Genomic DNA, 21,296 nt, shown 5'->3' on the forward strand with positions numbered 1-21,296 from the left:
GAGAATCACCAGGCCGAGCAGCAGGATCAGCAAAGGTTGAATTTTCAATCGCATGGGGTGAATTATATCGTGATTCGGGTAACGTGAACCGTAAACCGTGAGAGAAGTGGGTGCCTGCCTTCTGGAATGGGAACCCCGTTTGGGTTTGGATTGCGCTTTCGGCGAAATGGAGTATCGTTAGAATTGTAGAAGGTGATCCTGGTGCAGGGAGGCGTGCATGTTGATCCTTACCGATCCTTTTTTCTGGGCCTTTGTAGGAATGTTCGGCCTGCTCATCGGGACCGTCTTTGTCAGCGGGATCAAATTGAGCCAGAATCCGCTCTTTGGATTGCTCACCGTCGCGACCTGTGATTTTCCGCGCCTCCTGCTCGTCCTTCCCTTTTGTCCGCAGCCCCGTTTTGAAATCGGCATCTGGAATTGGGTCAGTGGTGGGATTTTACTTCTGGCCGGGCTGTTTTTTGGCGTCCCGGCGTTGTCGATCGATTGGCGCCGGGGGCCCAATCCGCAGACCGTCCTCAAGACGGATGGAATTTACCGGATCGTGCGCAATCCGATTTACCTGGCCGATCTGTTGTTCACCATTGGCTTCGCGCTGATTTTTCGCTCCAGTATCGGTCTGGCGCTGGTGCCCGTCTGGTGGGCCGGCTATGGGCTGCTCGTTCTGGTGGAGGAAGCCAGCCTGGAACGCGCCCTGGGCGAGCCCTACCTGGCTTACAAACGGCGGGTCAAGGGCCGAATGATCCCTGGACTGCCCATCTGACCGTTCTTCCTCTCTGCAGAAAGGTGAACCCGCATGTCCGAGTCCAAATCTCCAGGCCTGAGCGGCGTATCCGAGCCTTTTCTCCGTTCGATGTCTGGGGTAGGCAACCGCCAACTCGCACTCTCCGCCTCAAAAATCGCTGCCGGCCTGCTGAAGTGGGGCCTCAGGCGCGGCCGGGAGATGGAAGGCTGGGGCGCCGGCATTCGCATGCTGGACCAGTGGGGTTACTTTGACCGGCCGGAGCCGCGCCTGGCCGCCATCTGGTGGATGCCGATTGCCAGACCCCTGCTCGGCGGGATGCGCATCTACCATTTTCAGGTCAGAATATTCGCTGCCTGACGTGGGCGAAAAAGAGGTGGGTATGACCGAAATCACGAAACCCAACCTGAGCGGCGTGGCCGAGACGTTGCTGATCACGCTCTACATTCGAGCCACCGAATCACAACGTCCGGATGCGCTGATCAAGGACGAGCGGGCCGAGGCCATCGTCCGCCAGTTGGATCCGGAATCCTTGCAGAAGACGCTGACCCTGACTGACGATTTCAGCCGGGTGGCGGTGATTCTCAAGACGCGTGAATTCGACCGCTTCGTCCAGGATTTTTTGGCCCGCCAACCGGACGCGGTGGTCGTTCACATCGGCTGCGGCCTGGATACGCGCTTCGAGCGCGTGGATAACGGCCGGGTGGAGTGGTTCGACCTGGATCTGCCGGATGTGATCGATTTGCGTCGCAAGGTGATCGGCGGCGAAGGGGCGCGCTATCATCTGCTGGCCGGTTCGGTGTTGGAGAGCGCCTGGTGGGATCGGGTGCGTGTGCACAAGGATCGACCGTTCCTGTTTCTGGCCGAAGGCGTTTTCATGTACTTTACTGAAGCTCAGGTCAAAGGGCTTGTGTTGGGGTTGCTAGAAAATTTTCCAGGCGCCGAACTGGTCTTCGATGCCTTTTCGCCGGTCATGCGCTGGGCTCACAACGTAAAAGTCACCCGGACCGGGGTTGGCGCCTACCTTCACTGGGGTTTGAAACAGGGACGGGAACTCGAGCGATGGAGCGAACCTGGCGCCGGCGGCATCCGCCTGCTCGATGAGCGCTATCCCTTCCAGTATTCGGTGCCGCGGATGCGCCGCGCTTTAAAAATGCGCCTTTTCCCGTTCCTCAAAACCGCGATTTGCGTTTATCACTATCAGTTCTGTTGAAGATAACGGGGGATAAAAGTGATCGTTGATTGGGTAATCGGTAATCGGTATTCGGTATTGGGTATTGGGTATTGGGTATTCGGTATCCGGTTACCCAATACCGGTTACCGAATACCCAATACCGCCTCACGCATCACTCCTCACCAGATTGGTTAAATACAAAGTCTCTTGGCAATGACCTACTCTCCCAGGGGGTCGCCCCCCAAGTACCATCGGCGCTGACAGCCTTAACGACCGGGTTCGAGATGTAGCCGGGTGTACCACTGTCGCACAAATCACCAAGAGACTGAGTAACACGTTTGTAGAATAGTGAGATTAGGTGTGTAGGTTGTAAAGCCAGAAATGAGGAAGTGTCCAAAAGAACACTCAGTTCCCCGCACCACGCAGGAAAGCCCTCGATCATTAGTACGGTTTAGCTCAACGCATTGCTGCGCTTACACATACCGCCTATCAAGCAGGTAGTCTACCTGCGATCTTACTCCCTTTCGGGAAAACAGGGATCTCATCTTGAGGCGAGTTTCCCACTTAGATGCATTCAGCGGTTATCTCTGCCAGACGTTGGCTACCCAGCAATGCCGTTGGCACGACAACTGGCACACCAGAGGTCTGTCCACCCCGGTCCTCTCGTACTAGGGGCAGCTCCTCTCAAATCCCTTGCGCCCACAGCGGATAGAGACCGACCTGTCTCACGACGGTCTGAACCCAGCTCGCGTACCGCTTTAACGGGCGAACAGCCCGACCCTTGGGACCTTGTCCAGCCCCAGGATGCGATGAGCCGACATCGAGGTGCCGAGCGAAGTCGTCGATGTGAACTCTTGGACTTCACCAGCCTGTTATCCCCGGGGTAGCTTTTGTCCGGTAAGCCACGGCCCTTCCACTCAGAACCGTGGGATCACTAAGCCCGACTTTCGTCTCTGCTCGACGCGTTGGTCTTGCAGTCAAGCTCCCTTGTGCCTTTACACTCTGCGGTTGGTTTCCATTCAACCTGAGGGAACCTTTGGGCGCCTCCGTTACCTTTTAGGAGGCGACCGCCCCAGTCAAACTGCCTGCCTGCCACGGTCCCCTGACCCGATCAGGGTCGAGGGTTAGGATCTAAGCATCGTCAGGGTGGTATTTCACCGTCGGCTCCACCGACGCTAGCGCGCCAGCTTCAAAGCCTCCCACCTATCCTACACAAACAATGCCCAAATTCAATGACAGGTTGCAGTAAAGCTCCACGGGGTCTTTTTGTCCTGCTGCGGGTAGGCCGCATCTTCACAGCCATTTCAATTTCGCCGGGTCCCTCGTTGAGACAGTGCTCTAGTTGTTACGCCGTTCGTGCGGGTCGGAACTTGCCCGACAAGGAATTTCGCTACCTTAGGACCGTTATAGTTACGGCCGCCGTTCACCGGGGCTTCAGTTCAAAGCTTCGCTTGCGCTAACCTCTCCCTTTAACCTTCCGGCACTGGGCAGGCGTCAGCCCCTATACTTCGCCTTTCGGCTTGGCAGAGACCTGTGGTTTTGGTAACCAGTCACTAGAGCCATTTCACTGCGACCCGTCCAGGCTCATTATGCATTCACCCGGACAGGCACCCCTTCTCCCGAAGTTACGGGGCTATGTTGCCTAATTCCTTAACGAGGGTTTCCCCGTTCGCCTTGGTATATTCTACCCGTCTACCAGTGTCGGATTGCGGTACGGGCACTCATGTATCAACGTTTAGGGGCTTTTCTGGGCAGCAAGGCTTAACTCACTTTAGCCTCAAGGACACGCTCCACGGTCTCAACTCAAGCGGCGGATTTACCTACCACTCTCAACGTCTGACACCGCAGACACCTGCACAACCAATCGCAGGCTGGTCTACCTCGCTGCGTTACCCCATCACTCCACACAAGTGGTGCCGGAATGTTGACCGGCTGTCCATCACCTACGCCTTCCGGCCTCGGCTAAGGACCCGACTAACCCGACGCGGACTGACCTGGCGTCGGAAACCTTAGACATACGGCGAACACGGTTCTCACGTGTTTTGCGCTACTCATGCCTGCATTCTCACTTCAGTTCGCTCCAGCCGTCCTTCCGGTCGACCTTCACTGCGAACAGAACGCTCCCCTACCGATCGCGCCTAAGGCGCAATCCCATGGCTTCGGTACCAAGCTTAGCCCCGTTAAGTTTTCCGCGCAGGATCACTAGACCAGTGAGCTATTACGCACTCTTTAAAGGGTGGCTGCTTCTGAGCCAACCTCCTGGTTGTTCATGTAACCCCACATCGTTTCCCACTCAGCTTGAATTTGGGGACCTTAGCCGATGATCTGGGCTGTTTCCCTCTCGACCACGAAACTCATCTCCCGTAGTCCGACTGCTATTCTCTGGAGCGATGGCATTCGGAGTTTGATTGGGTTCAGTAAGCACTAAGCCCCTTAGCCCATTCAGTGCTCTACCTCCATCGCTGAACAAATAGCGCTAGCCCTAAAGCTATTTCGGGGAGAACCAGCTATATCCGAGTTCGTTTGGCATATCACCTCTACCCACAGCTCATCCCCTAACTTTGCAACGTTAGTAGGTTCGGGCCTCCACGAGCGACTAGACTCGCTTCACCCTGGCCATGGGTAGCTCACCCGGTTTCGGGTCTAATCCCTGCGACTCGTCGCCCTATTCAGACTCGCTTTCGCTACGGCTCCGGGTATCTCTCCCTTAACCTTGCCACAGAGATTAACTCGCAGGCTCATTCTCCAAGAGGCACGCTGTCAGGCCTAGCGCCGCGCACCCGCCTTTCAGCGGAGCACCGACACGCCATTAGCCCTTCAACTGTTTGTAGGTTTACGGTTTCAGGTTCTATTTCACTCCCCTCACCGGGGTACTTTTCACCTTTCCCTCACGGTACTTGTTCACTATCGGTCGCCAAGTGTATTTAGCCTTGGAGGGTGGACCCCCCAGCTTCCTGCCGGATTAGCGTGCCCGGCAGTACTCAGGTACCTGTCAGGAGAACTCAGGCTTTCGCATACGGGACTCTCACCCTCTTTGGTTGGCTTTCCCACACCATTTCGCTAGCCTTCATTTTGGTAACTCCTATGTGTCAGGCCCTACAACCCCGCATCAGCAAGCTGATACGGTTTGGGCTGCTTCCCTTTCGCTCGCCACTACTCGGGAAATACTCTCTTTTCCTCTGGGTACTTAGATGTTTCAGTTCCCCAGGTTCCCTTCGATCCGCCTATAGATTCAGCGGTCGATAACGATGGTTCGCATCGTTGGGTTTCCCCATTCGGACATCCCCGGCTCAACGCCTGTTCACGGCTCCCCGAGGCTTTTCGCAGTGACCCACGTCCTTCATCGGCACTTGGCGCCAAGGCATCCACCATAAACCCTTAGTAGCTTTTCCACGTGATGCGGAGAACTCAGTGTTCTTTCTTCTCTCTCTCACATCAATGGCTTCTTTTCTTTCTTGATGTCTTGGCCTACACTCTCACTATTCTGTTTTTAAGGTACAAGTCGAGGAGTAGAGCTTGGATCCGTAGACCCTCACTCAGAACTCCATAGAAAGGAGGTGATCCAGGCGCACCTTCCGGTACACCTACCTTGTTACGACTTCGTCCCAGTTACCAGCCCCACCTTCGACAGCGCCCTCCTTGCGGTTAGGCTACCGGCTTCAGGTGTTGCCAGCTCCCATGACGTGACGGGCGGTGTGTACAAGGCCCGGGAACGTATTCACCGCAGTATAGCTGACCTGCGGTTACTAGCAACTCCGTCTTCATGCAGGCGAGTTGCAGCCTACAATCTGAACTGAGGATGGCTTTGAGGATTGGCTCCACCTCGCGGTTTCGCAACCTACTGTACCACCCATTGTAGCGTGTGTGTAGCCCAGGATATAAAGGCCATGCTGACTTGACGTCATCCCCACCTTCCTCCGGCTTAAGACCGGCAGTCCCGTGTGACACTTGTAACACACAGCAGGGGTTGCGCTCGTTAGCGGACTTAACCGAACATCTCACGACACGAGCTGACGACAGCCATGCAGCACCTGTGCAGGCTCCCCGAAGGGTCGTTCTGCTTTCGCTTCACTACCACCTACATGTCAAACCCTGGTAAGGTTCTTCGTGTAACATCGAATTAAACCACACGCTCCGCTGCTTGTGCGGGCCCCCGTCAATTCCTTTGAGTTTTAACCTTGCGGCCGTAGTCCCCAGGCGGTGAACTTATCGCGTTTGCTGCGGCACCGACGGATTTGAACCCGCCGACGCCTAGTTCACATCGTTTACGGCTAGGACTACCGGGGTCTCTAATCCCGTTTGCTACCCTAGCTTTCGCGTCTGAGCGTCAGAAATGGACCAGGAAGCCGCTTTCGCCACTGGTGTTCCTCCGGATATCTACGCATTTCACCACTACACCCGGAATTCCGCTTCCCTCTACCACTCTCAAGCTTGGCAGTATTGAACGACCTCTCCCAGTTAAGCCAGGAGCTTTCACATCCAACTTGCCATGCCGCCTGCACGCGCTTTACGCCCAGTAAATCCGGATAACGCTCGTCTCCTACGTTTTACCGCGGCTGCTGGCACGTAGTTAGCCGAGACTTATTCTGCAGGTACCGTCCTTCCTCGTCCCTGCAAAAAGTGCTTTACGACCCGAAGGCCTTCATCGCACACGCGGCGTTGCTGGTTCGCGCTTTCGCACATTAACCAATATTCCCTACTGCTGCCACCCGTAGGTGTATGGACCGTGTTTCAGTTCCATTGTGGGGGGCCACCCTCTCAGGTCCCCTACCCGTCATCGCCTTGGTAGGCCACTACCCTACCAACTAGCTGATGGGACGCAGGTCCCTCCCGAAGCGAATTACTCCTTTCATCCCGGACTGCTAATCTCCGGGATCACATGCGGTATTATTGGTCCTTTCGAACCAGTATCCCACACTTCGGGGCAGGTCACCAACGCGTTACTCACCCGTTCGCCACTAAGATCGTATTGCTACAATCTCCGTTCGACTTGCATGTATTAGGCACGCCGCCAGCGTTCATCCTGAGCCAGGATCGAACTCTCCGCAACAACTTTCTCAACCTTTCGGTTGTTTCAGTCGTCTTGGTCTCCTCTCTCTCAAGGGCTCGCTTTCCTATCACTCTTCAGTTGTTAAGGTTCTGCTCACGAGGGCCAAATTCTAATCGTCTTCATCGCGCCTGTCAAGGTTACGACGAAAGAAAATACCGATGTTTTCCGCAACTTGCTTCGGTTCACACCGGCTCTTCTGACGTTGCTCTCGGCCCCTGCAATGCCGTCACTGTTCTGTTGTTACCGGTTTGCCTCTCGGCGAAACCGCTCTTCAGATCGGGACTCTTATTTTAGTCCGTTCAGTTGGGCTTGTCAAGGAGTAGAAAGCCTACTCGCGAGCTGCGCTCTTCGGTTTTCATGGTTTGCCCTTTCGGGCGAAACCGCTGTTCTTCTTTCGAACGGCGCTGGCTATTATACGCTCTTTGATAGACCTGTCAAGCTATTCGGGTAAATTGCTTTTTTGACCACCCTGCCGCCATATATGGGGGTATATTCCGGACTTTCTGCCGGTTATATGGCGGGCGGGCGCCTGCCCGGCTTCTGCGTAGGATTCGAACGGAAAACAGGATCTGGCAAACAGTTTGCATCCGTAAAGTGGGAACTTTGGCGCCACTCCTGCGTCTTATGCACGAACACTTTACAGGAATAATTAGGACTGATTTGGTATAATAAAACCTGATGAGCACAACGACTTATCCTACTTCTATGAAATCCCGCTCGACTCTGGAGCAGATCGCCGTGGCGATGGCGCTGGGGTTTGGCCTTTTTCTGGTGGCTGTGGTGACCATCTATGCCGCCTTTCAGGTCTGGTACGCCGGGCGCATATTCCCCGGCGTTTCGGTGAGCGGCGTCGACGTGGGCGGCCTGTCTCCTTCGGCCGCGGCGGCGCGCGTCACCCAGGAGTTCTCCTTCCCGCAGAGCGGCAAGATTTTGCTCCAGGACGGGCAGCAGACCTGGCTGGTCTCGCCCGGACAATTGGGCCTCTTTCTGGATCCGGAAACCTCGGCCATGAACGCCTATCGCGTCGGGCGCACAGGCGGCATCTTCCGCAGGCTGCGCGACCAGTACAGCGCGTATGCCAGCAGCGAACTGCTGCCGCCTGCGCTGATCATGGATGAACGCGTGACCTACCAGGTGTTGGAAAGCCTGGCCAAACAGATCGACAAACCGGTGGTGGAGGCCAGCCTGTCGGTGCAGGGCACGGACGTGGTGGTAAACAACGGCCAGAACGGGCGCACCCTGGATACCGCCGCCAGCCTGGCGGTCGTTTCAGCGCAGGTCCAGACCTTGCAGGACGGCATCGTGCCGCTGGTGGTGCGCGAGACGCCGCCTGCCATTCTGGACGCCAGCGCGCAGGCCGACCTCGCGCGCAAGATCCTCAGCGCGCCGCTGACCCTGACGCTGCCGGAGGGCGAAAGCGGCGGACCCTGGACCATCGATCCGCAAACGCTGGCTTCGATGCTGACCATCCAGCGCGTCGAAGACGGCCAGAGCGCCGAATATCGCGTGGGCTTGAGCACCGATGCCCTGATCGCCTACATCTCTGGCCTGGGGCCGGACCTGCAGCGCTACCCGCAGAATGCGCGCTTTATTTTCAATGACGATACCCATCAATTGGAAGTGATCCAGCACGCCGTAATCGGCCGTTCGCTGGATGTGGCCGCAAGCCTGAAGACGGTGCAGGAAAAAGTGAGCGCGGGCGAGCACAACGCCGAGCTGCAATTCGTTTACACCAATCCGCAGGTGACCGATGACAAGACCGGCGCCGACCTGGGCATCACCGAGTTGGTCAGCGCGCAGACTTCGTATTTCTACGGCTCGAGCCCGGACCGCGTGCAGAATATCCAGGCGGCCGCGGCCAGCTTCCACGGGCTGCTGGTCGCCCCCGGCGAGACCTTCTCGATGGCCAGCCAGTTGACCAATATCAGCCTGGAGAACGGATACGCCGAGGCGGTCATCATCGTCGGCGGACGCTCGGTGAAGGGCGTGGGCGGCGGGGTGTGCCAGGTGAGCACCACCCTGTTCCGCACGGCCTTCTTCGGCGGCTTCCCGGTCGTCGAACGCCACGCGCATGCTTACCGGGTCTACTATTATGAAAAAGTGGCCGGCAACCGCATCGATTCCAGCCTGGCCGGGTTGGACGCAACCGTGTTCGTGCCGCTGGTGGATTTCAAATTCACCAACGATACGCCCTACTGGCTGCTGATGGAAACCTACGTCAACCCGTCCAACTCCAGCATCACCTGGAAGTTCTACTCCACCAGCGACGGGCGCACGGTGGACTGGACGACAAGCGGCCCGATCAACAAGGTCGATCCACCGGAACCGCAGTACGTCGAAAACCCGGACCTGCAAAAGGGTGAGATTCAACAGGTGGATTGGGAAGCCGAAGGCGCGGATGTGAACGTCGACCGCAAGGTGTATAAGAATGGATCCTTGTATTTCGAGGATACCTTCAACACCCACTACCAGGCCTGGCGCGCGGTGTACGAGTACGGACCCGGCACCGAGGATATTCCGAAGTCAAACGGAAATTAAGGTTGGGTTCGGAAGAGAACCACAGAGCCCACAGAGAAAAGAGAGTCCACGGAGAAGAGGGTAAGAGAGACCGGAGCCATACGCCGGTCTCTTTTTGTCTGAAACCTGTAGCGGCAAACCTGTGTGTTTGCCGGGCCTGCTTTTATTACCTCCACGGCTTTTCGATCAGAGACGCTTCGACGGCGTGGCCCAGTTCGGGCAGGCCCCAGGCGGCGCTGATTGTTTTGAGCAGCGAGTAATGCGTGTACGGCGTGTCGTCCTGCAGGCCGGGGGTGACGCGGTTCGAGATCAGTACGCTGGCCACGCGTCCGCCGCCGGTTTCGAGCCCGCAGCAGGTGTGCTCGCCCTGGCCTTCGTCCCAGGTGAGCACGATCAGGCCGTCCTCCAGCATGCCGGGATAGGCCAGCAGCTTGCCCAGCCATTCACCAGCAAAGGCGTCCGCCTCATCCAGGTCGCAGTCGTGCCCAGAATGGCACAGGTTGGGCGTGATGAAAGCAAAATCGGGCAGCGCATTGGCCTGCAGGTCGGCGTCGAGCTGGTCGAGCGGCACCACACTGCGCCGGCAGCGTTCGGCGTCCAGGCGGACGGCGTCGAAGTAGACAAAAGGATTGTGCTTTTTCATATAGCGCAGCGTGTCGCGCGCGGCGCAGGGCTCGGGCATGCTTTCCTGATAGGTTTTCCAGGTGCGCCCGCTGGCCTCGATCCGGTCGGGCAGGCTGGGTGCGTCGATAAAGCAGTCCTCGCAGTCGCTGCGGATGCCGAAAGTGTCGCCGCCGATCAGCGCCAGGTAATTGGGCAGGGAGGGGTGCGTGACTGCGTAATATTGCGTTAGAAGGGTGTATTTTTCGGCGTAGACGTTGTAGTTGGGCATATCCCGGTTGCCGATGACGAAATCGAATTCGCGGTTTTCGAAGATGAGGATGACGATGTGGCTGAAATTCGGCACCGGCGGCGCGGGGGTTGGAGCAGGCGTTTCGCTGGACAACGCCGTTGGGGAAGGTGTGGTCGAAGGCGTCAGAACGGTGGCAGTCGAAGTCAGCGATGGGGCTGCGGCCGGTGATTGGACTGGCGCGCTGGTCGGGAGACAAGCCGCCAGCAGCAGGATCAGCAGACCCAGAATCGGCAGGATGCGTTTCAATTCGTATCCTCCTCTTTCCAGCCGTACTTGCCGCGCAGGAGGACGAAGGCCACCGAAAGCACCGTCTCCTCCTGCCAGGTTTCGCCGCTGCGTTGCCAGACCTGCAGCACCTGAAAGCCCGGGCTGCCCACCGGCAGCACCAGTCGTCCGCCATCGACGAGCTGGTCGAGCAGCGGTTGGGGCACGTCGGGCGGCGCAGCGGTGACGAGGATACCCTGGTAGGGGGCGGCTTCCGGCCAGCCCAACGAGCCGTCGCCGACGTGCACGCTTACATTGTCCAACCCGAGCGCTTCGAGCACCTTGCGGGCGCGGTCGGCCAGCGCAGGGTGACGTTCGATGGTGTGCACCTGGCGCGTCAGCAGCGCTAATATGGCGGCCTGGTAACCCGAGCCGGTGCCGACTTCGAGCACGGTTTCGTCGCCGCGCAGCCGCAGCAGATCGGTCATCAGGGCGACGATGTAGGGCTGTGAAATGGTCTGCCCCAGGCCGATGGGCAGCGGGCAATCGTCGTAGGCGTAGGCCCAATCCTCGCGCGGCACGAAGCGGTGCCTGGGAATGCGGCAGAAGGCTTCCAGCACGCGCGGGGTGAAGATGCCGCGGCGTTGGATCTGCCGGAGCACCATTGCCTCACGCTGGACGGAAAAATCAGGGTCAGACATGGGAAAAGGGTAATGAGTTGATGTGGCGATGAGTGATGAGGGAAAGGCATTTACTCATTGAGTCTCCGGCTCTTCCTCAGAACCCAAAACTCAGAACTCATCGCCTTGCGATTCCGGACGAACCAGCTCCTTACTGATCCGCCGATCCACCTTGCCCATCGGGAATTGTCCGAGGTCGGCGGGGGTGACCCAGCGCAGTTCGCTGGCTTCCAGGGGACGGGGTTCGCCGGCGGCGAGGCGGCAGTGGAAGGCGTGCAGGGTGATGCGAAAGTGGGTGAAGGCGTGCTGATAGACGCCGACGGGCTGGCCAACTTCGATATCGGCGCCGAGTTCCTCGCGGATCTCGCGCGCCAGGCCCTGCGGAAGGGTCTCGCCGGCCTCGACCTTGCCGCCGGGAAACTCCCACAGCCCGCCCAGCAGGCCCCGGGAGGGCCGGCGCGCGATGAGTACGCTGCCGTTGCGGTGCAGCACGGCGGCGGTGACGGTGTAATGCGGAATGGGAGCGCGAGCGGTCAGAACAGGGCGTTCTTCCTGTACGCCCAGGGCAAACGCCCGGCACGACCCGTTCAGCGGGCACAGCCGGCAGGAAGGGCTGCGCGGCGTACACACCGACGCGCCCAGGTCCATCAGCGCCTGATTGAAATCCCCAGCCCGTCCGGCCGGCAGATTTTTGGCCGCCAGGTCCCACAGACGCTTCTCGCCATCCGGTGAGCGCGCCGGAACTTCGACGTCGAACAGGCGCGCGTATACGCGGCGGATATTTCCGTCCAGGGCGGGCTCATCCAGGCCGAAGGCGATGGAAGCGATGGCGCCGGCGGTATAGCGGCCGATGCCGGGCAGGCTTTCCAACGCGGCGCGATCGGCGGGCAGGCGGCCGGCAAAGCGTTCCATCACCTGCCGGGCGGCGCGGTGCAGGTTGCGTGCGCGCGAATAATAGCCCAGGCCTTCCCAGGCCTGCAACACGTCCTGCTCACCGGCCGAAGCCAGGGCTGCCAGGGTTGGGAATCGCGCCATCCAGCGTTCGTAATAGGGGATGACCGTTTCCACGCGGGTCTGCTGGAGCATCGATTCCGATACCCAGACCGCGTATGGATCCGGATCCCGCTTGCGCCAGGGCAGCGAGCGGGCATGCTGGTCATACCATTCCAGCAGCCGTTCGGCAATTTCAGTTTGCATGTTTCCTCCCGCCGGTCAGAATTGAAATCCGCCGCGGGCCTCGACAATCTTCTGGGTGAAGTTTTGAACGTAATCGAGGAGCTGGTTTTCCAGACTGTGCCATTCGTCCGAGATCAGGATCTGCTGCGCGCGGTTGTACGACGGCAGCACGGCTCCGACCATGATCTGCGGCTGGCCGCCGTAGACGGTCGCCCAGGCATCGCTCAATTCGAATCCGAGGCGCTGAACGCCGGGAATGAACTCGCGGATCACGAACTCGAAATATTCCTGTTCGCGGTCCGGGGTGATGTCCCATGTCATGATCAGTTTAACTGCCACGGCCATCCTCGTTTTAACTGCGTTGGTAATCCAATACAACCACCTGTGTTTCCTCCGGAAGGTTGTTTACCGAGGCAATTTTTAGCGAAGGCTGGGGTTTGATATCTGTCTGCCCCATTTCCTTGAGGAAGCGGTTTAAGGGTTCCAGTTTGACCGTGGCCCCTTCGGTCGCATAATGCATTGGAATGACGATGTTCGGTTCGAAAACGCTGATGACCTCGATGGCTTTGGAGACGTTGAAACCGCCGCTGCTGGCCACCGGCACCAGGGCGATGTTCACATTGCCCAGGGCTTCCACTTCGGTCTGGGTGGGAACGCGGTTCATGTCCCCCAGGTGCACGACGGTGATGCCGTTGTAGTCGATCATATACAACGTGTTTCGCGGTTCATTCTCATCCTTGTGCCCGTTGGTTTGCACACCTGTAATGAAGACCCCACCGACCTCGAACTCTCCCGGGCCGGTGATGCGGTATGGAGTGCCCTTGATCGCCGCCAGGTTGTTATGCCCGGGCGAATTATGGCTGATGGTGACGATATCTGCCTTGAGTTTGAGCGGGTCATAACCGACCTGCCGGTAATCATATGGATCAGTCACCACCGTCGCCAGACCGCGTTCGGTGATGCGAAAGCACGAATGTCCGTACCAGGTAATTTCCATGCAACCAACCTCCGTAATTCGATTCGATTATACATTAAAACCGGTTCTGCTCTATACTCAGGCTATGATCGACTCTTCATTACCGCTGATCGAACTGCACCGCCACCTGGACGGCAGCGTGCGGTTGGAAACGATCCTGGATTTGGGGCGCAGGCACAACCTGGCGCTGCCGGCCTGGGACGTTGAAGGTCTGCGCCCCTATGTGCAGGTGCTCGACCCTCAGCCGGGCATCATGGCGTTCATCGCGCGTTTCGAATGGATGACCGGCGTACTCGTCGATTACGACGCCTGCCGCCGGGTGGCTTATGAAAGCGTCGAAGACGCGCATCGGGAAGGCATCGATTATATCGAACTCCGTTTCAGCCCGTTATTCATGGCCGAACCGCACGAACTCAATCCGACCGGGGTGGTGGAAGCCGTGGTGGATGGGGTGGCCGCCGCCAGGCGCGATTTCGATCAGCCCTGCGGACTGCTCGGCATCCTCTCGCGCACCTACGGGCCCGAGACCGCCTGGACCGAACTGCGGGCGCTCTTGAGCCAGCGGGATGCCATTCGCGGGCTGGACCTGGCCGGCGATGAGGCTCATGATCCGGGGGAGTGGTTCGAACCCCATTTCGCCTGCGCGCGCGAGGCCGGCTGGCACATCACCGTGCATGCCGGCGAGGCGGATGGCCCGCGTAGTATCTGGCAGGCGCTGAACGGGCTGGGCGCCGAACGCATCGGGCACGCCGTGCGCGCGCCGGAGGACCCGGCGTTGATGGATGTTCTGGCCGAACGCCAGATTGGGATCGAAGCAAACCTGACCAGCAACGTGCAAACTACCACCGTGCCCGATTACGCCAGCCATCCGCTGCGCCTGTTCCTGGAGCGCGGCCTGTGCGCCACGCTCAACACCGACGATCCCGGCATCAGCGGCATCACCCTGGCGCACGAATATGACGTGGCCGCGCCGGCGGCCGGACTGGACGAGCGGATGATCCGCCAGGCGCAGCGCAACGCGCTTGCGGCCGCGTTTTTGACGCCCGGTGAACGCCAGGAATTACTGGATTGCTGCGCTTCCGGGCCGGATGCGCGACCGCCCGCGAAGTGAACGCTCGTTCCATTGACTTGTGGGAGGTTCTTTGATAAACTCCCTGCTCGCAAGCGCCAACGAAATATTTACAAAAGGTCCGGTTTGTGAATTAGACCTTGTCTAAAAAACCGGTTTTTGTTATAATTCTGCCCGCTGTGTAACTTAAAAATTTAAGCGCCGACGTAGCTCAATCGGCAGAGCAACCGCCTTGTAAGTGGTAGGTTATGGGTTCGATTCCCATCGTCGGCTCAGTTACGGGTTGGCAAGTGCTCTGGTCTCCGTTGAGCAGCGCGCTTGCGAACCGGCAACGGTTCGATCGATCGGGCGGTTACCCAAGTGGCCAACGGGGACTGACTGTAAATCAGTTGGAGACACTCCTTCGGAGGTTCGAATCCTTCACCGCCCACCTGACCTTCTTAATCGAAGGAGGTCAAACCCGTACCAGCGGGGAGCGTCTGGATGAACGGCAAGCCCTCATAGCTCAGTTGGTAGAGCGCGCCCTTGGTAAGGGCGAGGTCATGGGTCCAAATCCCATTGAGGGCTCTTTTTGCCGACTGATATCTGAGACCCTTCTGTGCTTATGAGGACTCAAGGAGAGTTAGAATGGCGAAGCAGAAATTTGACCGCAGCAAGCCGCATTTGAACATTGGCACCATGGGCCATATTGACCATGGCAAGACCACACTGACGGCGGCGATCACGAAGTGGTGTTCGTTACGCGGCATGGCAGATTACCGCGCTTATGATTCGATTGACAACGCGCCGGAAGAGAAAGCGCGCGGTATCACGATCAACATTGCGCACGTCGAATACCAGACCGACAAGCGGCACTATGCCCACGTGGACATGCCGGGTCACCGCGATTACATCAAGAACATGATCACGGGTGCGGCGCAGGTGGATGGCGCCATTCTGGTGGTAGCCGCCCCGGACGGCCCGATGCCGCAAACGCGCGAGCACGTGTTGCTGGCGCGGCAGGTGGAAGTGCCGTCGATCGTGGTGTTCCTGAACAAGACCGACCAGATGGACGATCCGGAACTGCTGGAACTGGTGGAGATGGAACTGCGTGAAATGCTGGACGGTTACGGGTTCCCGGGCGACGAGACGCCGATCGTGCGCGGCAGCGCATTGAAGGCGTTGGAGAGCACCTCGACGGATCCGGACGCGCCGGAATACGCCTGCATCAAAGAGTTGATGCGGGTGGTGGACGAGTACATTCCGGAGCCTCCGCGCGAGCTGGACAAGCCGTTCATGATGCCGATCGAAGACGTGTTCTCGATCAAGGGTCGTGGCACGGTGGTGACGGGTCGTGTGGAACGCGGCAAGGTCAAGGTGGGCGAGCCGGTTGAAATCGTGGGCTTGCAGGAAAAGAGCCGCGCGTCGGTGGTGACGGGTGTGGAAATGTTCCACAAGCTGCTGGACGAAGGCATGGCCGGTGACAACATTGGTCTGCTGCTGCGCGGCATCGAGCGCACGGACGTGGAACGCGGGCAGGTGGTGGCCAAACCGGGCAGCATCACGCCGCACCGCAAGTTCCTGGCGCAGGTGTACGTATTGAAGAAGGACGAAGGCGGACGCCACAAGCCGTTCTTCAAGGGATATCGGCCGCAGTTCTACATCCGCACGATGGACGTGACGGGCGACATCGAACTGCCGGAAGGCGTGGAAATGGTCATGCCGGGCGACAACGTGAACATGACGGTGGAACTGATCGTGCCGGTGGCGTTGGAGCAGGGCTCAAAGTTCGCTATTCGCGAAGGCGGCCTGACCGTCGGCGCTGGTGTCATCACCAAGATTTTGGACTAAGAAGGAGAATCGGCCCAGTGCAGGCGGGTCGAGATGAATAACCATGGCTTCGAAGAAGAAAGACATTCGTCCAGTGATTACCCTGGCTTGCTCGGAATGTAAGGAACGCAATTACACCACCGAGAAGAACCGTCGCAACGACCCAGGGCGCATGGAATTGTTGAAGTACTGCCCCCGCTGCCGTAAGCACACTACCCACCGGGAGACGAAGTAGACAAATATGAGGTTACGGGCGCGGGTTCGGCACGGTGTGGCCTGCGCCTTGTTTCCTTACAGGCCAGTAGCTCAATTGGCAGAGCGCCTGTCTCCAAAACAGGAGGTTGTGGGTTCGATTCCTGCCTGGCCTGCCTCACCCCTGGCAACGCCGTCCAATGAGGCGGCGTTTTAGCCGTAAAAGGAGCGATGTGTGGCAGAAAAGATTGAAAAAGCTAAGGAAATGACGAAGGCTGCCGCCAAGGCGCCCGAAAAGTCAAAGCAGATCGTCAAAGCCGCCGCGAAAGCCCCGGAAAAAGCCAAACAGGGCGAGAAGAAAAGCCTTGTGACCCGCATCAAGAAGTGGTGGCGCGAAACGATCGGCGAACTGCATAAGGTCACCTGGCCAACCCCGCAGGAAGCCTGGCGCCTGACGAAAATCGTGCTGGCGGTTATGGCCATTATGGCCATCGTACTGGGCCTGCTCGATCTCCTGTTCTCCTTCCTGGTCGGGTTGATTCTGGCTTAGGCTCTGACCACACCGCATGAGAAGAGGAGCGAATATGGACGCGCAGGATGACATGAAAAATAAATCGATGCCCCCCGAAGAGCCCCAGTCGGCTGATTCAGGAGACGCGTCTGCAACCCCCGCTTCCTCATCAGAGCAGACGTCTGAAAACACCGGCGAAGAACGCGCATGGTATGTGATTCACTGTTATTCGGGTTATGAGAACAAGGTTCGTTATAACCTGGAGCAGCGTATCGATACCATGGGAATGAAGGACAAGATTTTCGATGTCGTCATTCCCACCCAGGAAGAAATCGAAGTCAAGGATGGCAAGCGCCGCACCGTCGAGCGCCATGTATTCCCGGGTTACGTCCTGGTGAATATGATCCTGACCGAGGAATCCTGGTACGTGGTGCGCAATACCCCGGGCGTGACCGGCTTTGTGGGCATGGGCAACAACCCCACCGCGCTGCGGCCGGAAGAAGTCGGCCAAATTTTGCGCCGCATGGAAGCCGAAGCGCCGCACGTCAAGGTTACCTTTAAAGTTGGCGAACGCGTCCGCATTATCGATGGGCCGTTCAACGATTTCCGGGGTACGGTGGCTGAGATCGACATGGAACGCACCAAGGTGCGCGTCATGGTCAATTTCTTCGGCCGTGAAACCCCTGTGGAATTGGACTTCTTACAGGTAGAAAAATCGTAGTTGGAACCAGGCTCTCCGATGAGGGCCTGTTGATGTGGGAGGGTGCTCCCCTTACCACCCGCTATTACCACAAAGGAGAAAAGCTGTGGCAAAGAAACTGAAGGCAATCGTACGGTTGCAACTGAACGCCGGGAAAGCGAATCCAGCGCCCCCCGTCGGCCCCGCCCTGGCCGGGCATGGTATCAATATTATGGCGTTCTGCAAGGATTACAACGCCCGCACGCAAGCGCGCACCGGCGAAGTGATCCCTGCTGAAATCACCATCTATACCGATGGCTCCTTTACCTTCATTCTCAAATCGCCGCCCGCTTCGGTTTTGCTGAAGAAGGCTGCCGGTGTCGAGAAGGGTTCGGCGATCCCCAACAAGGACAAGGTTGGCAAGGTCACCCGCGCCCAGGTACGTGAGATCGCGCAGATCAAAATGAAGGACACCAACGCCGTGGATATCGAAGATGCCATTCGGCAGGTGGAAGGCACCGCCCGCAACATGGGCATCACGGTCGTTGATTAAGAGCTGGTGGGAGGGTAGTATCCACTGCCCGTTGGCACCACTAAGGAGTACAGATGGCAAAACACGGTAAAAAATTCATGGCTGCGCAGGCGAAAGTCGATCCTGCCGCCAAGTACAGCCCGCAGGATGCGCTGGCTTTGGTGAAGGAAACCACCATCACCAAGTTCGATTCGACGGTGGAAGTTCACATGCGCATGGGTCTCGATCCTCGTCAGGCTGACCAGCAGGTTCGTGATGTGGTCGTTCTGCCGAACGGTTTGGGCAAGTCGGTTCGTGTGTTGGTCTTCGCCCAGGGCGAAGGTGCGGCGCTGGCTCAGAAGGCCGGAGCCGACTATGTGGCCGATACCGATGAATGGATCGCCAAAATTCAGGGCGGTTGGACCGATTTCGATGTCGCGATCGCCACGCCCGATATGATGGGTAAGGCCGGCCGCCTGGGTCGTGTGTTGGGTCCCCGCGGTTTGATGCCGAACCCGAAAGCCGGAACGGTTGTGCCCGCCGAAGATCTGCCGCGCGTCATCAACGAGTCGAAGGCTGGCCGCGTCGAATTCCGCCTGGATAAGACCGCCAACATTCACGTTCCGCTCGGCAAGGCTTCCTTCGAAGCCAAGAAGCTGGTGGAAAACTTCGCCGCGCTGATGGAAGCGATCAAGAAGGCGCGCCCGGCGGCGGCAAAGGGCTCTTACATCAAGAGCATTACCATCACCACCACCATGGGCCCCGCGGTGCACCTGGATATCAACCAGGCGCAGTCGATGTCGGCCAAAGAGTAAGGATCAACCTGGAGCGGCGGGGTCTCGAACCCCGCTGCTCTGGATGTTTTCTCCCGGCCATGGTATAATCCGGGCCGTTGACAACTGAAAAGGTTGTTTCGCCGTAGAAAGCCGGTGCCTGATCTCAGGCTTAATATCCTGCCGAGGTGGAGACTAGTGAGAATTCACAACCCTGTTCATAAGGGTCGAAAGTCTTTGCCTGGCGGAAGCAAGGCAAAGACTTTTTTATTATCCTGCCGCGGAAGGAGGTGAATTCTCGTTGGCATTCTCAAAGAAACATAAGCAGGTATTACTGGCCCAGTATGAAGAATGGGCTAACAAAAGCCAGGCCATCTTCGTCCTCTCCTACAACAAAATGACGGTGAAGGACACCGATATGCTGCGCGCCAAAGTACGCGAAGCGGGTGGTGAACTGCACGTGGTCAAGAACACCCTGATGGTAATGGCGCTTGATAAAGCTGGCATCCAGCACGGTAAACTCATGGAAGGCACCAGTTTGATGGGCTTCGCCATGGCAGATGCCGCTGCGCTGGCAAAGGCACTAAGTGATGCAACTGCAAAGTCGGAAATCTTCGCGATGAAGGGTGGTTACCTGGATCGGCTGCCGATTACGGCCAAACAGGTGAAATCATTGGCCGAACTGCCGCCCCTGCCCGTCATTCGCGCTCAGATTCTGGGCGTCATCACCATGCCGGCTACCAAGCTCGTGCGTACGTTGGCCGAACCCGCTCGCTCCATGGCTGGCGTGGTCAAGGCTTACTCCGAAAAGGAAGCAGCTCCGGCTGCCTGAACCGGGTTTACCCCGAATTCTGACTGAACAAATAACAATCGCATTTGGATTTTGAAGGAGATTTTTACAATGGCTGACCTGGAAAAATTGGTTGCTGAACTGAGCGAGCTCACCGTTTTGGAAGCCGCTGAACTTGTCAAGAAGCTCGAAGAGAAGTGGGGCGTTTCCGCCGCCGCTCCTGTCGCCGTCGCCGCCGCTGGCCCTGCCGCCGCCGCCGCCGCCGAGCCTGTTGAAGAGAAGACCGAATTCGACGTCGTCCTGAAGGACGCCGGCCCCAAGAAGATCGAAGTCATCAAGGTCATCCGCCAGTTGACCAACCTGGGTCTGGTGGAAGCCAAGACCATGGCCGAGACCGCGGGCGCCAAGGTCCTCACTGGTATTGGCAAGGCCGCTGCGGCCGATGCCAAGGCCAAGCTCGAGGCCGCTGGCGGCGTCGTCGAAGTTGCCTAGTTCGATACGCAACCCAAAACAGCCCGGAGAAATCCGGGCTGTTTTTATTAAAGGACCTCGAAGGCAGGGAACGACCTTCGAGGTCCGAAAAGTTTGGAATGGGGGGACGCTTACAGGGCGGTGCGTACCTGGCGAATAACCATGACCACTTTGCCCATGATGCGCAGCGAGGCCGGGTTGTCGACGTAGATGGGCCCCATGGTGGGGTTGGCCGGCTGCAGGCGGATGCGGTCGTTTTCTTTATAGAAGTACTTGAGGGTGGTTTCATCGCGATCGTCCAACCACACGGCCACCATATCGCCGTTGTTGGCTTCCTGCGCGGGTTTGAGGATGACGATGTCGCCGTCGTTGATCATGGCGTCGATCATGGAATCACCCTGTACTTCCAGGGCGAACAGCTCGCTGGGCTTTTCACGAGCCGGCAGCAGACTGCGCGCCATTTCGACGCTGGATTCGGAATCGAAGTAGGCCAGGTCGGAGGTTGGCATAGGGATGGGGGCGCTGGCGACGATGCGGCCCATGATGGGAATCTGGATCAGGTCGCTGATGTTGGCGGCTACCTTGCGGACTGCGTCGCCGACCCGGGCGCCAACCCCGGAGTACATGGGGCGCAACACGCGAATACTGCGCGAGACGCGCCCTTCGCGGGTGATATAGCCCATTTCCTCAAGCTGATTGAGATAGTAATCGACCAGTGAGGTGGATTTGACGGTGATGTGATCCCCGATCTGACGGATGGAGGGAGAATAGCCGTTTTGCTCCTGGAACGCCGTCAGAAATTCCATGATCCGGCGGTGCCGGTCGCTTAATCCTACGCTTCTACGCGCCATGCTCTACCTCCTGTATCTGTCTTACCGATCATTATCGGTCATTTGTGCTATGCGTATAATAACACGAAAATACGTTCTATGTCAAGCACCAATCTTTGATCGAAATTCGAAGGAATTGCTTTAGGACCTGCTTTTCCTAAGAAATGTTAAGGCGTGTGAACCTCACGACATCATCTGTTTTTAAGATTACGAATACTATAATAAAAGTTGT

Annotated in this window: 19 protein-coding genes, 4 tRNA genes, 3 rRNA genes and 1 other annotated feature; of the genes, 17 read left to right on the forward strand and 9 right to left on the reverse strand. The window is 58.0% G+C overall.

Translation table 11 applies throughout. The features are described 5' to 3' along the window. Positions 1 to 217: 217 nt before the first annotated feature. Genes LARV_RS04295 through LARV_RS04305 form a run of 3 tightly spaced genes read left to right on the forward strand, consistent with a single transcriptional unit; the run spans position 218 to position 1,952 of the window. Positions 218 to 760: a methyltransferase family protein gene (locus LARV_RS04295; protein WP_075072472.1), complete on the forward strand. Its 543-nt coding sequence runs from the start codon at positions 218 to 220 to the stop codon at positions 758 to 760. Between the two features lie 33 nt (positions 761 to 793). Next, positions 794 to 1,099, forward strand: coding sequence for a hypothetical protein (locus LARV_RS04300; protein WP_075072473.1), 306 nt, complete (start codon positions 794 to 796; stop codon positions 1,097 to 1,099). Between the two features lie 22 nt (positions 1,100 to 1,121). Next, positions 1,122 to 1,952 (forward strand): class I SAM-dependent methyltransferase, encoded by an 831-nt coding sequence (locus LARV_RS04305; RefSeq protein WP_075072474.1) that lies wholly within the window; start codon positions 1,122 to 1,124, stop codon positions 1,950 to 1,952. A gap of 166 nt (positions 1,953 to 2,118) precedes the next feature. On the opposite strand, the gene rrf is transcribed toward LARV_RS04305, so the two are convergent. The 3 genes from rrf to LARV_RS04320 form a co-directional block, all read right to left on the reverse strand. Then, positions 2,119 to 2,235: ribosomal RNA gene (rrf, locus tag LARV_RS04310) — 5S ribosomal RNA — on the reverse strand. Positions 2,236 to 2,335: 100 nt separating this feature from the next. Further along, positions 2,336 to 5,305, reverse strand: a 23S ribosomal RNA gene (locus LARV_RS04315). A 158-nt stretch (positions 5,306 to 5,463) separates the two neighbouring features. Further along, a 16S ribosomal RNA gene (locus tag LARV_RS04320) occupies positions 5,464 to 6,963 on the reverse strand. The 16S, 23S and 5S rRNA genes sit together here, the layout of an rRNA operon. Before the next feature lie 678 nt (positions 6,964 to 7,641). Between LARV_RS04320 and LARV_RS04325 the strand changes: the two genes are divergently transcribed. Beyond that, positions 7,642 to 9,501 (forward strand): VanW family protein, encoded by a 1,860-nt coding sequence (locus tag LARV_RS04325; protein ID WP_083522313.1) that lies wholly within the window; start codon positions 7,642 to 7,644, stop codon positions 9,499 to 9,501. Between the two features lie 145 nt (positions 9,502 to 9,646). On the opposite strand, the gene LARV_RS04330 is transcribed toward LARV_RS04325, so the two are convergent. The 5 genes from LARV_RS04330 to LARV_RS04350 form a co-directional block, all read right to left on the reverse strand. Then, on the reverse strand, positions 9,647 to 10,639 hold the full coding sequence (locus LARV_RS04330) for an alkaline phosphatase family protein (protein ID WP_075072476.1): 993 nt from the start codon (positions 10,637 to 10,639) through the stop codon (positions 9,647 to 9,649). Then, positions 10,636 to 11,262, reverse strand: a complete 627-nt coding sequence (locus LARV_RS04335; RefSeq protein ID WP_236710013.1) for a protein-L-isoaspartate(D-aspartate) O-methyltransferase — start codon at positions 11,260 to 11,262, stop codon at positions 10,636 to 10,638. The genes LARV_RS04330 and LARV_RS04335 overlap by 4 nt, the downstream gene beginning before the upstream one ends. A gap of 126 nt (positions 11,263 to 11,388) precedes the next feature. Then, positions 11,389 to 12,474 carry an A/G-specific adenine glycosylase gene (gene mutY, locus LARV_RS04340; RefSeq protein WP_075072478.1) on the reverse strand — a complete coding sequence of 362 codons (1,086 nt, stop codon included), beginning with the start codon at positions 12,472 to 12,474 and terminating at the stop codon, positions 11,389 to 11,391. Positions 12,475 to 12,489: 15 nt separating this feature from the next. Then, positions 12,490 to 12,792, reverse strand: a complete 303-nt coding sequence (locus tag LARV_RS04345; RefSeq protein ID WP_152031687.1) for a hypothetical protein — start codon at positions 12,790 to 12,792, stop codon at positions 12,490 to 12,492. A gap of 13 nt (positions 12,793 to 12,805) precedes the next feature. Continuing rightward, on the reverse strand, positions 12,806 to 13,450 hold the full coding sequence (locus LARV_RS04350) for an MBL fold metallo-hydrolase (RefSeq protein WP_075072480.1): 645 nt from the start codon (positions 13,448 to 13,450) through the stop codon (positions 12,806 to 12,808). Between the two features lie 64 nt (positions 13,451 to 13,514). On the opposite strand from LARV_RS04350, the gene add reads away from it, so the two are divergent. From add to rplL, 13 genes are all read left to right on the forward strand, one after another. Further along, positions 13,515 to 14,540 carry an adenosine deaminase gene (add, locus tag LARV_RS04355; RefSeq protein WP_075075111.1) on the forward strand — a complete coding sequence of 342 codons (1,026 nt, stop codon included), beginning with the start codon at positions 13,515 to 13,517 and terminating at the stop codon, positions 14,538 to 14,540. A 158-nt stretch (positions 14,541 to 14,698) separates the two neighbouring features. Further along, positions 14,699 to 14,771: transfer RNA gene (locus LARV_RS04360), tRNA-Thr, on the forward strand. 73 nt (positions 14,772 to 14,844) lie between these two features. Continuing rightward, positions 14,845 to 14,928: transfer RNA gene (locus LARV_RS04365), tRNA-Tyr, on the forward strand. A 64-nt stretch (positions 14,929 to 14,992) separates the two neighbouring features. After that, positions 14,993 to 15,065 (forward strand) — tRNA-Thr (locus LARV_RS04370). Positions 15,066 to 15,125: 60 nt separating this feature from the next. Further along, the gene (gene tuf / locus LARV_RS04375; RefSeq protein WP_075072481.1) at positions 15,126 to 16,328 is read left to right on the forward strand and encodes an elongation factor Tu; all 1,203 of its coding nucleotides are present in this window, start codon (positions 15,126 to 15,128) and stop codon (positions 16,326 to 16,328) included. Positions 16,329 to 16,371: 43 nt separating this feature from the next. After that, a complete protein-coding gene (rpmG, locus tag LARV_RS04380; protein WP_075072482.1) occupies positions 16,372 to 16,542 on the forward strand; it encodes a 50S ribosomal protein L33 in 171 nt (56 codons plus the stop codon). Between the two features lie 60 nt (positions 16,543 to 16,602). After that, positions 16,603 to 16,675: transfer RNA gene (locus LARV_RS04385), tRNA-Trp, on the forward strand. Positions 16,676 to 16,734: 59 nt separating this feature from the next. After that, positions 16,735 to 17,049 (forward strand): preprotein translocase subunit SecE, encoded by a 315-nt coding sequence (secE, locus tag LARV_RS04390; protein ID WP_083522314.1) that lies wholly within the window; start codon positions 16,735 to 16,737, stop codon positions 17,047 to 17,049. 34 nt (positions 17,050 to 17,083) lie between these two features. Beyond that, positions 17,084 to 17,731: a transcription termination/antitermination protein NusG gene (gene nusG, locus LARV_RS04395; RefSeq protein WP_236709925.1), complete on the forward strand. Its 648-nt coding sequence runs from the start codon at positions 17,084 to 17,086 to the stop codon at positions 17,729 to 17,731. An 85-nt stretch (positions 17,732 to 17,816) separates the two neighbouring features. Continuing rightward, complete coding sequence (gene rplK / locus LARV_RS04400) at positions 17,817 to 18,242, forward strand: 50S ribosomal protein L11 (protein ID WP_075072483.1); 426 nt, start codon at positions 17,817 to 17,819, stop codon at positions 18,240 to 18,242. Between the two features lie 53 nt (positions 18,243 to 18,295). Then, the gene (gene rplA, locus LARV_RS04405; protein ID WP_075072484.1) at positions 18,296 to 19,015 is read left to right on the forward strand and encodes a 50S ribosomal protein L1; all 720 of its coding nucleotides are present in this window, start codon (positions 18,296 to 18,298) and stop codon (positions 19,013 to 19,015) included. 83 nt (positions 19,016 to 19,098) lie between these two features. Beyond that, positions 19,099 to 19,251, forward strand: a sequence feature (ribosomal protein L10 leader region). A 23-nt stretch (positions 19,252 to 19,274) separates the two neighbouring features. Next, entirely contained in the window at positions 19,275 to 19,805 is a 531-nt protein-coding gene (gene rplJ, locus LARV_RS04410; RefSeq protein WP_075072485.1) for a 50S ribosomal protein L10, read from the forward strand. 69 nt (positions 19,806 to 19,874) lie between these two features. Next, positions 19,875 to 20,255 carry a 50S ribosomal protein L7/L12 gene (gene rplL / locus LARV_RS04415; RefSeq protein ID WP_075072486.1) on the forward strand — a complete coding sequence of 127 codons (381 nt, stop codon included), beginning with the start codon at positions 19,875 to 19,877 and terminating at the stop codon, positions 20,253 to 20,255. A gap of 110 nt (positions 20,256 to 20,365) precedes the next feature. On the opposite strand, the gene lexA is transcribed toward rplL, so the two are convergent. Then, complete coding sequence (gene lexA / locus LARV_RS04420) at positions 20,366 to 21,085, reverse strand: transcriptional repressor LexA (protein ID WP_075072487.1); 720 nt, start codon at positions 21,083 to 21,085, stop codon at positions 20,366 to 20,368. Between the last annotated feature and the right edge of the window lie 211 nt (positions 21,086 to 21,296).

The sequence above is a fragment of the Longilinea arvoryzae genome, from assembly GCF_001050235.1.
Lineage (GTDB): Bacteria > Chloroflexota > Anaerolineae > Anaerolineales > Anaerolineaceae > Longilinea > Longilinea arvoryzae.